A 16,660-nucleotide genomic window follows, 5' to 3' on the forward strand; every position below is an offset into this window, starting at 1 on the left:
TCTAGATTAATTTATTTTCGAATCGGATAAATCAACACGCTTATGAATCCAAAGACTCCAAATGCCACGACCATGAATAGATCAATGATATGGAACGGCTTCTTCACATTCAAACCTTTACGTCGTTTTATATACAATAGAACTCCGGCTAACACGAGATTCAACCAAATGAACTTGACGAATGGTTGTCCCTCGGAACTTATATAATATCCATTAATATAAGAGTAGGTGGAAGTTACAAACGGGAAGAGGAAGCCTTCAACAACTCCCGCAGCCGATTCTTCATACACGTCGGAATGAACCCCGTATTTATCCAGTAGTTTATAGTCCCGGTCAAAAATATATAGTTTCTCGTAACCATCTTTCTGGATAGAGATCATGTGGTAGAAGAGATTACCCATCACATCAAAAACTTTAAATTGATCGTAGTTAAACTCATCAAAATCCAATTTGATAATCTGATTGTCCACGGTCAGAATATATACTCCGTTATTATCTCCAAAAAGATAAGCCACAACTTCCGGATGATCGGGTTCACATTCAACTCTTCGCAATTTGATCTGATCGGGAAGTTCGATTTTACGACAATCCGGCTTATAAGCATGGTAGCGTACTTGAAATAACTGATCTTTACTATCCACAAAGAATAAACCGTCATCCCGCTTATACCCGGTAGCAGATCGACCATACAATTTTTTTGCCGGAGGACAATAGCCCAATTTCCGTAGTTCCTGATCAAAAAGGGCACTTTTTTCTTTATCTACTCGTCCATCCTCGCAGTTATAGAATTCAATCCCGTTCCGGTTTACCCGCATCATATCATTTGTGTAAATATACCCGACACGATCCGTACCCCCGTGAACAAGCGGAGACATGGCATAATACCGACCCCGTTCTGTCAGATTTACGATATGCCGATAATTATTTTCCGCCACAAGCTGAGGAGTCACCGGTACACCGGCCACGGTATCCGGGAATTCATTCCGTTTTAGTAATTGCGGCATACTGGAGAAAGGCACCATCCGTTCATATTCCTGACGAGAATATTCATTTCCAAGCGTATCTAACAGAACACCATCTTTTAATCCCCATATCACAAACTGTTTAGTCACCTCACTATAATTCAGCGAGACATATTTTACATTCCGTCTGAACGAGGTTTTATAAAAATCCGGTAGAACTATTGACGCTATAAAAACCGTCAACAGTATCATTATGATTCGTACTACTTTTGCTGTCATAATTATCTCTCTCCTTTCATAAACCGATATGATGTATACAATAATGCCGTACACGGCACAAAAGCCATGATGGCTAACGCCGGAATGATATGGCGGGTATCCGCATGTTCCACTCCGATATAGAATTGTTTCACCAGATAATAGGCCACAAGTGCATAAATAAATTGGTAGAATAAATTAGGTTCCATGGCGATCATGGCAATCATGAAATAAGCCGCAATTCCACCCAAGAGCCAAGGCATCATGGAAGTAAGTACCGCCCAACTTTCCTCGAAAGGGAAATAGCTGTTATTCAAATAAAAGAATGTCCCAAACACCACTCCATACGACAAGATTAACAAAAGAAATCCATAACAAAGCATCGTGTACAAAGCCATTGTGTTACGCAAAGGGAGATGAAGTGTCAACTTGATTCGTTTATCCAACACTTCCGGTACATATTGCGACAAACCGATACAAACCCCGATTAATAAAGGGACATATTTGATCAGAGCATTATAATAGTTTGCCTGAGGCATTCCGTAGAAAACACTCATCAAATAATTGAACGAACCTTTCATTCGCACGTTGTTATCCACATCCAAAAATATATAGACAACAATTGCCAGACCAACGAGAGAGACAAAAAAAGCTGCCCACCGGGTCTTTAACCATTCCTTATAAAAAAGGTGTAATATCATATTTTTAATATTTTCCAGTTAAACCAATAAATGCATCTTCCAACGTCATCTTTACGGATGCAAAATTTCGATACGCCAATCCTTTCGTTTCTAACATCGCTTTTACTTCACTTTCTGAAGCATAAGTGTAAATTTCATAGTGATTTTTTATACGATCAGCCTCAACAATCAGAGGATCTGACTTAAAATCCAGATCATCCCTGTCTAGATCAAAAGTAAACTGATGGAATTTTTCCATAAATTCGGATGCCGATCCTCTCATCAATACCCGATTATAATCCATAATCAAGACATCATCAATCAGACGTTCCATATCTTGAATAATATGAGAAGTCAGAAATACGGTTTTATTTCCGGATTTTGCATACTCTCGCATATGATCAACAAATAAACGACGGTAACCGGGATCCAGTCCCAACGAGAAGTCATCTAAAATCAACAGATCAGGGTCCTGTGCCAGAATCAACCCCAATGCCACTTGAGCCCGCTGTCCACAAGACATACTCGATACTTTTTGCGAGGGTAATATTTTCATCCGGTTCATCAGTTCGAAATAAGCATCCCGATTCCAATTTTTGTAAAAACCGGAATAAAACTTCTCGATCTGATAGATATTCATAAACGAATACTGAATATGCCCTTCTATCAAATATCCCAAACGACGTTTGGTTTCCGGGCTCAGATTCTGTGTACTCTCACCATAGATCAAACATTCTCCGGAACGAGGTTGAAGAAAACCATTCAAAATATTGATCGTGGTCGTTTTACCACACCCATTTTTTCCCAACAATCCCATGATATGCCCTTTCTTCACCGAAAAATTCAAATTCTCATAGATCAATCGGGAACCATAGTAATGAGTCAGGTTTTTACACTCAATCACATTCTCTTCCATAATTCATTTTTTTAAACATATATAATTTTTACATACAAAACGTCTATTTCCAGACAATAGAATACCTATAAGAAAAAGATTAGAGGTGGACAGGCTACCTCCGATAGCCTTGATAACCACGAGCCTGTCCCTCTTAATTTATTTCCAAAACACAATAAATTTCAATCACTCGAATAACTTAATTCGACAAATAAGGCAGGTACATCAATACCTTACCCGGTATGGAGTTCTCGCTCGATGCGAATTCTTCCACAACCGTTGTACGAGGGTTGATAATGTACATTGATCCTGTCTGAGTTGTTGAATTATAAGTAAATACTGCCGTGTATAACTCATTACTTTCATCATCTCCGAAAAGAGATGCATTCGGTGTCGGTACAACCGACACAATATCATCCGGGAAACTCTTGACAATAGTGGGAGTTTCCAACCCTTCATAACTATACCGCCACAAATCTTTACCCTTGGCAATGTAAGCATAGTTCCAACCAACAGGCAGAACCGTGGTGAACCAAATAGCGTTATCCGTCATTCCACCTGCCCATTGGGTCACATCTTTTTCCGATAGGTAAGAAATAACATCTGTTGCTCTTGCAAATTGTTGATATTCGTAAATATACATCTTATATTCATTGCCTTTTTTGCCCACAAGGAAGAATTTCAATTTGGTATTCGATTGTCCTGTCGGCTCATGGTATAACCCAACCATTTTATCCAATCTCACGACCTCCCCATTGCCATCGAACAAAGGCTGACGACTATATCCTTTATTGGCATTGTAGAAATAATAATAGATACTACCATCCGTTAAGCGTTGTAAGGTCACGGGAGCATTACGATTATACGGCAAAGCCCCAATTACTTGCTCCACTCCCGTCTCTTCACCCGGAGAATTCGGATTGATTAACTGATAGGGATAATCACTATTCATGGTAGAAAGGAACAATTCGTTTCCGATCAATATTTCCTGCATATGGTTGAAATAAGCATTTTTAGCCTTTACAACAGCCGTCGGTTTCTCCGTGAAAGTAAGACTTTGAACAGAACCCATTACCTGACCAAACGGGTACGTTTGTCCATCCGCAGCCTGAATCATCGTGCCATATCCATCCGGATCTTGCGTGTAAATACTTAATTGTCTTGTATCAAACGTTGCCCCGACAAACGGGCCTTTGATTACTTTATCCGAATTATAACGTTTAAACATTTCGGTGAAAACCGTTGTAAATTGTTGCGGAGCTGCCCGGTTACTTCCTTTAATAGATCCCCATTCAAGGGTTCCATCGGCCTTCTCGTAAATCATCACTCCAATCAACGGAATCGCCGTCGGGACAATCTTGACCTTTACCATATAAGCACCATTATTGGAAGTAGCATAATGTTTCCAGCTTTCCCCGGTCACTTTATTACGAATAGCCAACCAGAAATAAGCCTCACCACTCAAGAATTCGATATTCCCAAAAGCAACTTCCCAAGAAAGCTTCAGACTGGTTCCGATAGTGTCACCCCCCATAACCCATGCATACTCAAAATCATTAGGATTCGTCCCCTCCTTAAAGGTGATTTTAGGATCTATCTCTAAAAGTTCTCCCTCGGACAAAGAGATTCGTCCGTAAGAACTTCCCGGAATTTCTACTCCGGTCACGGAATCAATACCCGTCCACTCGGAATAGTTATAACTCCCCTTATCCTCGTAACATCCCGTAATGATCAGCATCAAAACAAAGGACATACATATAAAATCTTTTATCACTTTCATAGACCTGTTTTTTTTCAATATTCTATCGTTCCTTTAAATACCACTAACTCGCCATTGTCATACGTCGGGTTATTCTCAAACCATTCGTAAGTTTTCTTCGCATAAGCGTAGAGTATTGCCTTATTAGGAGCTTTCCAGTCTTCTTCCAATATACCATTCAGTTCAATAAACTTTTCCGCTTTCACGGACGAATAGGTCCCACCATAGGTATCTAAAGAATTGGTTCGCCAGAGAGTGGGCTGACTACTTAATCCCACTCCAGATACGTTTACAATCATGTATTGATAAAAATCTAAACCACGTACAAAGTTCTCATTAGGAACCAACTCTATATATATTCTTCCTTCAACTGCATCATCTTTTATTGCCTGTACATTGATTTTCACCACGGTTGAATCTATATATCTTCCGGCTCGAAATAATTGTGTTGTTTCCAAGGTATAATGAGTATTCTCCTTGATACCAAATGTTTCTTCCGGATTCACCCGCAATCTATATTCACGATCTTGATCTGACACCGATCCTGCCACACGAATAGGAATATAAAAATCAGCCACTTCATTTCCTCCACTGAACACGGAAGAAAATTGAAGGCTATCATATTTGTAGGTCGTAGAAAGATACTGGTATTTAGGGAAATTCAAACTATTTTGCTCTTCCTTAAAAATCATGATCTCATCTCTACTGCACGCATTTATGCAACCACCAAGTAACAAACAAAAAATCAATAGTTTTATAGTCTCCATCATTTCTCGTTTTTAAGTTAATACGTTCTTCCACCATCAAACTCTGTCGTCGGAATATCAGGGGTATATTTTTCAACCGACATGGTAACAACACCACTTGTAGCATACCCCTTTTCAATTTCCGGCACATTACGTCGTTTATACGCATAGAACACCTGTCCATCTCCGATCATTTCACGTCGATATTCTTTCAATATTTCCGAGATAATCGCCTCTTTATCATCACTCGTGAATATTCCTCCGTTACGAGATTGTTGCAAGATGTTCAACAAACGAATCGCCTCTCCGGTAGAGACAGATTCCGCGGCACCTTCTGCCGCAATCAGGTACATTTCTCCTAATTTCAACATAGAAACAATAGGCCGCGGGAAAAGAGCCAAATCTTTCTTTAATGTAGGGCGTTCATATTTTGCCAAATACATACTTGAACCGGAACCTTTTTTCCATGCCGTAATCCGGATGTCACCCGTGGAAGAATAGAATTTCGGGTAACGGGTTGATTGTAACCGGAAACGTTCATAATAAGAATTCCCTGTCGTGTGGTCCTCTTCGATATAATCCCCTAACTCATCGACAAGCAAGCCAAAGATATTTTCCATTGGACAACTCCGATTCACGTAATTATTACCGGAATCCGTACTCCCCAAGTCCGCATTTGTCAAGAACCGAATACCCAGACCTTCTGCCGCACCAATAACCTCCATAGCTGCATCATAGGCAGCTTTATACTCTCCTTTAAAAAGATAAACCCGCGCTTGCAATGCTCTTACTGCATAGTAGTTCATCTTATATTTGCGTTCACTCTTTAAAATGGTTGCATTATAAGTTTTCCCGGAAGAAATTGGGTCGGTATCTTTCAATAACTTTTCCGCACGCTCCAAGTCCCCAACCAAATAACCCAATATTTCATCAGATGATGATGAAGGGGTAAATTCCATTCCAAAATCCGTTTTGTACGGAATTCGTTTCTGAGTTTTTCCTTCCTCCGTTAGATAAGGAGGCTGGAACAGACGTAACATATCAAAATGGATATAAGCTCGCAAAGCAAGAGCCTCTCCCAACACGACATCTCTCGCTCCTTCCTCAAAAATCGAAGGATCTTGCTTCTCCAAATTAGAAATCAATTCATTGGCATTTGCAATTGCATTATAGGACGCTTTCCACATTCCCGTTATTGCATCCTCCACTTGATTAAAACGAGTTGTCCGTTCATAATAATAAGTTGCCAGCCCATTAAACCATCCCTGATCATAATAAGGTTCAATAAATGAAGCCTGAGCCATAGACAACGTTTGTCCCATGATTTCAACCGAGCTTACCGTCATATGTTTTCCATAGGCGCTTTTATCTGCCATTTTCACGTATATACCGGCTAATGCCGAATAATAACCGTCTTCATTATCAAAAATCCCCTCTTCCGTCATTTGAGACTTCGGAAGTACATCCAGCCAATCTCCACAAGAACTAAACAGAAGAAGTCCGAACGCTATAGTTAATAAAACACATATTCTCTTCATACGCTTTCTCTTTTAAAAATTAGCTTGTAATGAAAAATAGAAGGTACGGGCAAACGGGTAAGACAATCCACGTTCTTGCTTAATTGTTGAAACATAGAACAGATCATTTGTTGAAAGCGTGAACTTTAACAACGAAATGCCAAGCGACTGTAAATCATTTGCATTTAATGTATAACTCAATCTCGCTGATGTCATGGACAAGAAATCATCTTTTTGAACGAAACGAGACGTGGGTTTCAATTGACCCGTATTTCCATACCCCCGATATTTGGCTACATCTCCCGGTTTGGTCCAACGCTGAGTTAAAGCCCGGCGATCTGCGTTTTGAGCAAAATTACCTCCTTCGATCTTCTCGTATAAAGTCTTGTTGTAACGATCCGCCCCGAAAGAATATTGGAAATTAGCCCCGAAACTCCAGCGCTTATAGTCAACATTAAGACCAAAATACCCTTTCAAGGTCGGTTCCGTGTTCCCAACGACAACTTGATCTGCAGCATTCCATTGGAATGTCTGAACACCATCTGCCGTAACAAAAATCTCCTGCCCTGTTCCCGGATCAATTTCCATTGAACGCACGGCAAAGATCGAATTCAGAGATTGCCCTTCCTCAAATAAGAAAATTCGTTCCAATTGAGTATACCCCGCATAATTCAAATGGGCTGTCTGATTTTCTTTAATCACTTCATTATAATCTCTTAAAGCATCAGAAATATTTAATAACTTATTCTTGTTATGAGCGCCATTCACAAAAGCATTGACAATCCAACCATTCTTCTTGATCGGAGTTATACTCAAGCTAAACTCATACCCTTGGTTACGTACTTTACCCATATTCGCTTTATAAGTAGAGAAACCGGTAGAAGGTAAAATCGCAATATCCGTCAAATTGTTCTTTGTTATATTTGAGTAGTAATTGAAATCCAAGTTCACTAAACCTTGTAATAAACTAAATTCCAATCCAATGTTACGATTTAAAGTAGTTTGCCATTTCAATTCCGGGTTTGCAATCGACATAATCTCAGCTCCCATTACCCCATCATACATTTTCAAGAAATTATAAAGCGTCATGATCTGACTCAACTGGAAATTCTGATTCCCCACGGTACCAATATTTGCTCGAACAGCCAAGTTTTCAAACCAACCATGAGTCTTCATAAATTTCTCATTATAAATATTCCAACGAACTCCGGCTGACCAGAAAGGCGCTGAACGTTGTTTACTTGCAAAATTAGATGAACCGTCTATACGTCCCGTCAAGTCTATCAAGTAACGATTATCCCATGAATAATTGAAGTTCGCAAACATTCCGGCTGAACGAGAAATAGAACTACTTCCAGAAGGTCCTGTATAGGAATCAAATTGCACGGCGTAAGAAGGGTATCCTAGAGGGTCATCCAAGAAACCAACGGTCTTGTATGCATCACTCTCAGAATTCGTCTCTTTCAGTTCTCCCCCCACGATTCCTTGTACCAAATGTCTCCCGAATGACTTGGTATATGAAACATTTATACTACCATAATAATCAAACTGGGATGAATTTGTCATCGTATAAGTTCCCCGTTTGTAGATATTCTCCAAATTATACCCGTCATTCGTTTCCTCCCCGTCTGTCACGGAGGTATAGTCAAAGAAATCCGCTGAAAGAGGAGAACGATACACTTCGGCTTTATCCTGTACATTACTAATAGAGAAAGTACTTCTTACTCGTAATCCTTCTATGACTTCCCAGTTTAAGCCCAGATTGTAAGTCAGATTTGTTGTCTCCCCTCTACTGAAGCTATTCAGATATTTCGCCTCATAAAGCGGATTCAATTGGGCTGAAAAAGTACTTCCCGTAAAATCCGGGGCAGGCAGTCCCTCGTAGGCTGGAATATTCTCGTAAGAAAGTCTGGGGAAGTATTTCCCATTCTCATCTTTCATCCGATAGATAGGTAACAAATTTGAATACGTTGAGAAACTTCCATAAGGAGAGTCTGTATTCTTCACTAAAGCAACTTGTATGTCACTTGTTATTTGCACATGAAGATCATTGTACAATAATTTCAATCCAGCTCCATAACGATCTCGCTTTGAGCCTTTCATAACGCCATTACTCGGGGCTGCCGACAAATTTACTTGATAACGCATACTTCTCCGGTCTTTCTCACCAAACCGCACGCCACCTTCTAACATCAAAGAATGGGAATGTTGAACAGATGTCTGAAGTGGCTGAGACAACCAATAGGAATCCACACCATTCTCGACTTCTTTAGATAGCAAGGTGTACAAGTTTTGACGCCCCGGATTTCCCCCGACCAAATCTTCATAAATATTCGTAGAGGTATTATCTCCTTTATTTCCATTATTGAAAAGCTGGGCTTTTTCAAAATACTCCAATAATTCAGACGCATTCATCAAATTATAAGAAGTCAAGTCAGGCACCTGAATACTTCCGTTGAAAGTGTAAGAGAAACGTAATTTTCCACCTTCCGGCACTTTCGTTTCAATCACAATGACACCATTAGCAGCACGGGAACCATAGATAGATGCTGCCGCTGCATCCTTCAAAATCGTCACGGATTGCACCCGATTCATATCCAAGTCAAATACTTGTTGAACAGTAATCTGAAAGTCATCCATAATAAAAATCGGCAAAGAAGTATAAGTCTGTAAGTTGCCCTGTGAAATGTCAGGCATACTATTCTGGCCCCGAATCTCTATTTTGTCCGGAACTCTATTAGGGTCAGATCCAAACATTCCTTCATCATCCAAAACGGCAAAAGACGGGTCAAATACTTTCAGAGCGGCAAATAGATTTGTCGGATTAACCTTACGTAAATCATCTCCTTTCACTTGTACGGCTGTTCCCGTAAAACTATTTTTTGCTTTCGGAACATACCCTGTTACGATAACCTCATCCATCTCTGTCGCTTCCTCCACCATCGTAACATCTATCTTTACTCGTTTTTTTATTGCTACAGTTTGTGTTTTCATTCCGATAAAAGAGAAAACCAATTCTCCATCCAAAGAAGGAACTAAAATCCGGTAGAAACCTTTTTCGTCAGTAGCCCGTCCTAGCGTAGGCGTACTCTTGTAAATCACAGTTACTCCCGGTATTGGCATACCCTTCTTATCTTTTACAAAACCTGTAATTTCCAAAAGTTCCGGCTGAGTTTTAGCCGTAACCGGTTTTAAATTGGATACAACGATTGTTTTATTTACAAGCTTGTAAGTCATATCCAAAGGGGCAAGTAATGTGTGTAATGCACTATCCAGCGATACATCCGTCACCCGTATTGACACTTTTTGTTTGGCATCCACCAATTCATTATTATAAAATACTTTATATCCGACTTGTTGCTGAATCATCATAAACACAGATTCCAATTCCACATTTTGTACATTCAGATTCACCTTTGTCGTCTGGGCATAACTTCGGGTTACCATTGTCCCTTGCAAAAAGAGAAACAAGCATACACCCAAAATAACTTTCAGGATATATCCCTCTCTATTCCTGATCTTGATCAAATTATCTAATTTTTCCTTCATCATCTTATTCCATTTACAATTCCATAAATAGAGTTAATTCGCAGGAATCGGCCACACATACTTAGCCTTTGTCATCTCTAAATTCCGACCATCATAAGACGGAATAGAGGATAAATTCCAACGTTTATAGCAATAGAACAACTGCCCTTCTCCCAAAAATTCCCGTATATACTGTCTTTCAATCTCTTCCATAAGTTCCGTGGCTGTTGAAGTTTCCACGATAGAAGTCTTGGAGAAACGCTTATCCACAAACGTACTCAAGTAAGCATACGCCCCGGAGAGGTCATTCAATTTTAGAGCTGCCTCCGCACCTATTAAATAAATCTCTCCGAACTTGATATAGGGAATCTGTTGCGGCGCCCCACTAAACACGGCAATACTTAAACTATCATATTTAGGAAGTAAGTTTTGTAAAGTATTATTCATTGACCTGAAACGAATATCATCAGGAGCTTCCTGTTTCCATTCCTCAACCTGCACAATAGGAGATAAAACGACCCCTTTGTCTCGGAATAAGGTGTATCCTAATGCTTGTAATCCCTCTTTCGGAGAAGGTAACCCCAACAAATGCTCTCTAGAAAATGCCAAATCAGTCCCGGCAGAAGTTGCAAAAGAAAAATATCCGCCTTCAAGGATTTCATCCACACAAGCCCGGGCATCAAGGTATCCGGCTTCCGTCCCTAACGCTAATGCAATACGTGCTTTTAATCCTAAAGCTGCATAATAATTCATTTTCCACACCCGATTAGAAGGTGCCATTCCGAACAACCCATCTGAATTCAAAGATTCACCAGTATAAATAGGATCATATTTTTTCAGAATTGCAATCGCCTCTGTCAATTGAGCTAACATTTTCGTACACAATTCTTGCGTAGACAATTGTTGCAGTTCATCCCCCGTACTCTCTTTCCAATATATGCCTTTAAAAGAAGGCTCAGAGGTATATGCCGGATGGAACAAGCGAACCAAATCATAATGCATAGCTACCCGCAACACTTTCAATTCTGCCAACATGACTTCTCTCGCTCCTTTTATAAAAATCACATCTTGATTCTTATCGAATAACCGGAGCAAATTATTGCATGAATAGATCGCATGGTACATGGATGCCCAAACCTGCTCTATTTTTTCTTTCATGATCCGAGAATCGTAATCAAATTCTGCAATCGGTTTCAATTCTGAATCAGGTACAAGAGTTTGTCCCATAAACTCTATTCCCCCTAAACCTAAATTTGAACCAAACAACTCAGATGAACGTAATTCCGTGTAAATCCCATTCAGTGCATTACGAAATGCAGATTCACTACTGAACAAAGCGTCCTCATCTATGTATTCCTCTTTCGGGGCGACATCAAACCAATTGTTACATGAACTTAGCGCCAATACCGCCACTACCATATATAGTAATTTCTTCATAATTATTTCTTTTTAAAAGGTAGCTTGAAGTGACAACGTGAAACTGCGGGCAAAAGGATAAATCAACCCTCTAGGCATTTTAACCGATGAATAATGGAATAAATCATTACAACTTAATCCAAGATGCAAATCCTGCATATATAATTTATTTGCCAGATTTTTATCAAATTGATAATCCACCCGTAAAGATGCTAAAGAAATCATATTCCTTGACTCAACAAAACGAGATGTTGGTAACGTCGTGGAATTATCAAAGCCTAAATATTCGGTCTGATCCCCGGCCTTTTGCCATTTATCCATCATATCAACCGGTCCGTTTTGTCCAATAGAGGCCTCATCCACGTATCTCACCGCCGTTATATTGTATATCTTAGATCCGAAAGAATAACGGAACATACAATTAAAACTCCAATTTCTCAGACTTCCCAATAAACCAAAACTACCTGCCAACTTAGGAGTCGGATCTCCTTGGTAGACCAAGTTAGTTGCCTCCCATTGATTCGTTTCGGTTCCATTCTGTGTAATGAAGATTTCTTTACCTGTTTGTGCATCAATTCCCTTTGAATCTACGGCATAAATCGCATTGACCGCTTTTCCTTCCTTTAGCTGAAGAGTTGATGTTTGATTACTTTCATTCCACTCAGCCATAAAATCATTCGGGCAAGTTTCCAGTTTATTTTTATTGAATGTTCCATTCCATAAAAACCCTAAAGACAACCCGTTTACATCTTTCAATATGTCTGCATTTAACCCAAACTCTAACCCGCTATTCCGAATCTCTCCCCCATTATTCCATTTCCAAGCGGAGCCATTTACAACATTATCCTTTATCCGGGTAACAACATCCTTACTCAACGTATTGTAATAGCGTACGTTTGCTGATAAGTGGTCGAACAGAGTAAACCGGATTCCAACATAGAAGTTATGATCACTTCTCCATTTCAATTTTTTATTATAATCATTGATCGGATTCAATGTCACTAAACCCAATTTATTGGAGCTACTTGTTGCATTCAAATAAGGATTATCAATATCATAAGCATACATTGGATTCACTTGATCGTAATCGAACTGGAATCCCGGAGTCATACCAATACCTGCCGACAATACAAGTTGATTTAGAACATTGCTCTCTTGCAGGAATTTCTCGTTACGAACATTCCAATATCCCCCCACGGACCAAGCCATTGTAACTCGTTTTTTAGGAGCTAAACGAGATGACTTGTCCGCCCGTAGGCTAACATCCACCCCATAACGCTGATCAAAATTATAGCTACCACTTAAATATCCGCTAAAAAGACGATCAAATGCCTCCCGGCCTCCCGGTCTTGTATTAAACGCATAAGTCTTTGCAAAAGAAATATAGTCCATATGATCACTAGGCAAACCAACACCTATATAATTATCACTATAATCTTTTGCCGCATACCCGTGAATCCCTAATGACACGTTCAAATGGTGACGATCAAACTGATTCGAATAATTTAAAACCAAATCTTCTTCATAAATTGTGGTATTTTCCCGACGAATTTTATATTGACCGGCTAGCTCGGCACTATCTAAAGGTAGATCACTAAAATATTCCGATTTAAAAGAAATATACTGATCGAACTTATTAAAATCTTTGGTAAAAGTGAAATTACCAGATAACTCCAGATGTTCCATAATCTGCCAAGTCATATTCAAGGTATTCATTACCCTTGTAGCTCTCGATTTTGAAAAACTGGATAAAGAGGCCTCATAATACGGGGATACTTGTTCACTAAAAGTTCCCTCTCCCATAACAGATGCGGAGTGTTGTCCCCCACTTCCCTTACGATAATATGGATTAATCAACATATAATCCTGAAATACACCATAAGGAGACTCTTTTCCATAAATCACATCTATACGTAACTCATCAGAAACATATAACTTACTATTTCGATAATCTAAACGGGTTCCGATAGCATAATGATCCCGCTTAGAGCCCTTCATGACACCTTTATTACCCGGTGTAGCCAAGAAATAGGCCCGATACAAAATTGAACTGTCCCCTCCCTCTATCTCAAGTTGATGTTTATGCCGGAATGGTGTTTGTAGAGGTACTTTCAACCAATTCGTGTTACCATTTTTCAGCCGCTCTTGATAAAGAGCATCATTCCCATCGTACATACCCATACTTTTCTCTAATGCCAGTTTCTGAGAAGCATTCATTATATCGTAACTACTCAGATCTGCAACATCAATTCCTCCATCAAAACGATAATACAAGCGAAGACTTCCTGCTTGCATTTTTTTAGTTGTAATTGCGATTACACCATTCCCGGCCCGGACACCATAAATAGCTGTTCCGGTTGCATCTTTAAGAATGGTTACACGTTCCACCCGATTTATATCGAAATCAGCCAAGCGATCCATCGATATTTCATAGCCATCAACAATAATCAATGGTAACACTCCTCCCTCTTTTCCCAAAATTGTTTTTACACCTCGAAAAGTAATTTCAGACGGTACGTAATTAGGATCAGAGCCATACCACTCCTCAGCCCTATCTATTATCATAGAGGGTTCCACTACCTGCAAAGCTTTCAAGAGATTAGTCGGATGAAAACGTTTCAATTGATTCCCACTGAAACTATTTCCAAGGATTGCCTTCTCATCACGAGTTTGTACATTTTTCTTTATTCCGGTCTGTGCTGCCACCAATACAGAACTTCCAACCAGAATCATGACCCCGAAAATAGCTCGCCAAACAAAAATGTTATTTCGACTTTTTCCAGGATACTTTCTTTTTTTCCCTCGCAAAAGTTTAATCATAAGTTAATGAATTAATTGATTTAAGTATAAACAGTTATTATGCTTCTTCCCGAATAATTACTTTACCATTTTTAATGTCTAAAACGAAAGGAATACCTGTCGAGCGAATAATTTCAAGCACTCGATCAAGATTATCAAAACGTTTAAACTCTCCGGAGAAATGGTATTTATCCAAAAGCATATCAGGTACCTCATATTCAAAATCATACCATCGAGATAGTTGTTGCATAACCTCCCTCAACGTCGAATATCTAAAAATAAAATAACCATCCTTCCAAGCTGTATAAATCCGAGGATCAACATGGCGTAAAGAGATACTCTTATTGTTCGGGTTATAAACACTCTGTCTACCATTTTCTTGTAGAACTTGCCCTATATCCGGGCGATTAACCACACCCACGTTTACTTTCCCTTCAATTAACGTGGTGTAGATCATCGGAGCCCCTAAATAAGCATTAACATTAAACTCTGTCCCTAACACTTTCACCTCATGCTCGCCGGAAATAATCTTAAAAGGACGTTGCTCGTTTTTAGCAATTTTAAAATAAGCCTCCCCTTGAAGATATACAACACGTTCCTTTGCTATATCATGCACAAAATATTGCAATGTAGATTCTGCATTTAACCAGATTTCACTGCCATCAGCCAATACCAGATGAAATTCTCCGCCCTTAGGAACAACAATTTTATTGTATTTTTCTTCTTTTTCGATCTGATCTTTTGAATAAGTGATCATTTTCTTTCCAACTTCTATACCTCTTGTTCCTTCAATATCTAATGTGTCTGCATTCAAGGCAATCTGTCTATCATCATCAAGATATAAAACAGGAACTCCACGTCCCGGTAATATATTGGCAATCGCTTGATGGACCTCCACATTTTCCTTTACAATGTCATCCTGTTGAAACAAATAAACGGTAGCACTCAACAAAACGGTCACAGCTGCCGCAGCACCCCAGACCAACTTCCGCATCTTAGAGTGCATGCTCTTCTGTTGAGCCAATTTCCGGACTTTTGCCCGTTTCCAGGCTCCCGCTATATCAAAACTTTTATAATACAATGTTTTTTCTTGGATATAATCCGGGTCTGATAATTTTTCTAACACCTCCTCTTTACCAGATGCGGTTTCATCCCAATCAGAAATTCTCCGTTTATCTGTTTCAGTCGCATTATCAGACAGTTTTCTTCCAACACTCTCTCCTAATTTAATTACATCAACAATCTTTTTCATCATCTTATTTCTCCTTTTCAATGCCTACAACACTCGTAAGAAAAAACAAGACGACACCTTTCTTTAAAAAAACGACATTTTTTTAAAGAATTATTTACACAGAAGTAATTATCAATGGATTACAAACGACTCAAATATAAAATATTCTAAAAATCACCACGACATTACGCTACCATGGCTGCAACAAGAGAAGCAAGATTCGTAATTCATTCAGACGTCCCCGAAGATATTGATAAGCTCGTGCCTTGTGTGTCCTGACCGTATTCACCGAGATTCCCAACTTTTCTGCAATCTCATCATTAGAATATCCTTCTAATGCCAACAACATCACTTGTCGACCGACTTCAGACAATTTTAAAATTTCTTCATACACCATTCGAGATGCTTCCTCTTGAATAACAGCATCCACATAATAAGTTGTACTTTCAAGCTCTCCTTGAGTCTTTTGAACGGAATCTGCATATTTAGAGGCAATCCTCCGATGGCGGATATGATTCAAGCATTTATGACGTATTGTCTTATAAAAAAACGCCTTTACATAGTAGATATTTTCAAAGGACTCTTTCTGCTCCCAAAAAGTAACAAAAGTATCCTGTACAATATCCTCACAAGCATCATCTCGCCCTAAAAAATCTTGAGCAAAAGCAACAAACAAAGCAAAGGTATCATCAAAGAAATTCTTCAGAACCTTTTGATCTCCTTGTTGCAATTTTTCAAACAAGACTTTTTCCGTGAGCCGATTCATCATTCTCTAAAATGTAAAAGTATATATATAAATCACTAATAATCAATAGATCACGCTATTATTTCCATCGTCACAAATATATAGTAAAATTCACCAATATCCA

11 protein-coding genes are annotated in these 16,660 nt (G+C 39.2%); all 11 read right to left on the bottom strand.

Annotation, left to right across the window (positions count from 1 at the left end; translation table 11 throughout):
• Nucleotides 1–11 precede the first annotated feature (11 nt).
• Nucleotides 12–1,241, bottom strand: coding sequence for a DUF4857 domain-containing protein (locus I2I33_RS16505; protein ID WP_087419722.1), 1,230 nt, complete (start codon nt 1,239–1,241; stop codon nt 12–14).
• Nucleotides 1,242–1,243: 2 nt separating this feature from the next.
• A complete protein-coding gene (locus I2I33_RS16510) occupies nt 1,244–1,921 on the bottom strand; it encodes a hypothetical protein (protein ID WP_087419721.1) in 678 nt (225 codons plus the stop codon).
• A 4-nt stretch (nt 1,922–1,925) separates the two neighbouring features.
• Complete coding sequence (locus tag I2I33_RS16515) at nt 1,926–2,816, bottom strand: ABC transporter ATP-binding protein (RefSeq protein ID WP_087419720.1); 891 nt, start codon at nt 2,814–2,816, stop codon at nt 1,926–1,928.
• Nucleotides 2,817–2,994: 178 nt separating this feature from the next.
• A complete protein-coding gene (locus I2I33_RS16520) occupies nt 2,995–4,575 on the bottom strand; it encodes a PKD-like family lipoprotein (RefSeq protein WP_087419719.1) in 1,581 nt (526 codons plus the stop codon).
• A gap of 14 nt (nt 4,576–4,589) precedes the next feature.
• Complete coding sequence (locus tag I2I33_RS16525) at nt 4,590–5,321, bottom strand: DUF4843 domain-containing protein (RefSeq protein ID WP_229128351.1); 732 nt, start codon at nt 5,319–5,321, stop codon at nt 4,590–4,592.
• Nucleotides 5,322–5,338: 17 nt separating this feature from the next.
• A complete protein-coding gene (locus I2I33_RS16530) occupies nt 5,339–6,838 on the bottom strand; it encodes a RagB/SusD family nutrient uptake outer membrane protein (protein ID WP_087419717.1) in 1,500 nt (499 codons plus the stop codon).
• A 12-nt stretch (nt 6,839–6,850) separates the two neighbouring features.
• On the bottom strand, nt 6,851–10,369 hold the full coding sequence (locus tag I2I33_RS16535; RefSeq protein ID WP_229128352.1) for a SusC/RagA family TonB-linked outer membrane protein: 3,519 nt from the start codon (nt 10,367–10,369) through the stop codon (nt 6,851–6,853).
• 30 nt (nt 10,370–10,399) lie between these two features.
• Nucleotides 10,400–11,782, bottom strand: coding sequence for a RagB/SusD family nutrient uptake outer membrane protein (locus I2I33_RS16540; RefSeq protein WP_087419716.1), 1,383 nt, complete (start codon nt 11,780–11,782; stop codon nt 10,400–10,402).
• A gap of 12 nt (nt 11,783–11,794) precedes the next feature.
• On the bottom strand, nt 11,795–14,581 hold the full coding sequence (locus tag I2I33_RS16545; protein ID WP_087419715.1) for a TonB-dependent receptor plug domain-containing protein: 2,787 nt from the start codon (nt 14,579–14,581) through the stop codon (nt 11,795–11,797).
• Between the two features lie 37 nt (nt 14,582–14,618).
• Nucleotides 14,619–15,815 carry a FecR family protein gene (locus I2I33_RS16550; protein ID WP_087419714.1) on the bottom strand — a complete coding sequence of 399 codons (1,197 nt, stop codon included), beginning with the start codon at nt 15,813–15,815 and terminating at the stop codon, nt 14,619–14,621.
• A 166-nt stretch (nt 15,816–15,981) separates the two neighbouring features.
• Nucleotides 15,982–16,560, bottom strand: coding sequence for an RNA polymerase sigma factor (locus I2I33_RS16555; protein ID WP_087419713.1), 579 nt, complete (start codon nt 16,558–16,560; stop codon nt 15,982–15,984).
• Nucleotides 16,561–16,660 lie beyond the last annotated feature (100 nt).

Origin of the sequence: Butyricimonas sp. BSD2780061689_150309_C8 (assembly GCF_015560935.1) — a bacterium.
Taxonomy (GTDB): domain Bacteria; phylum Bacteroidota; class Bacteroidia; order Bacteroidales; family Marinifilaceae; genus Butyricimonas; species Butyricimonas paravirosa.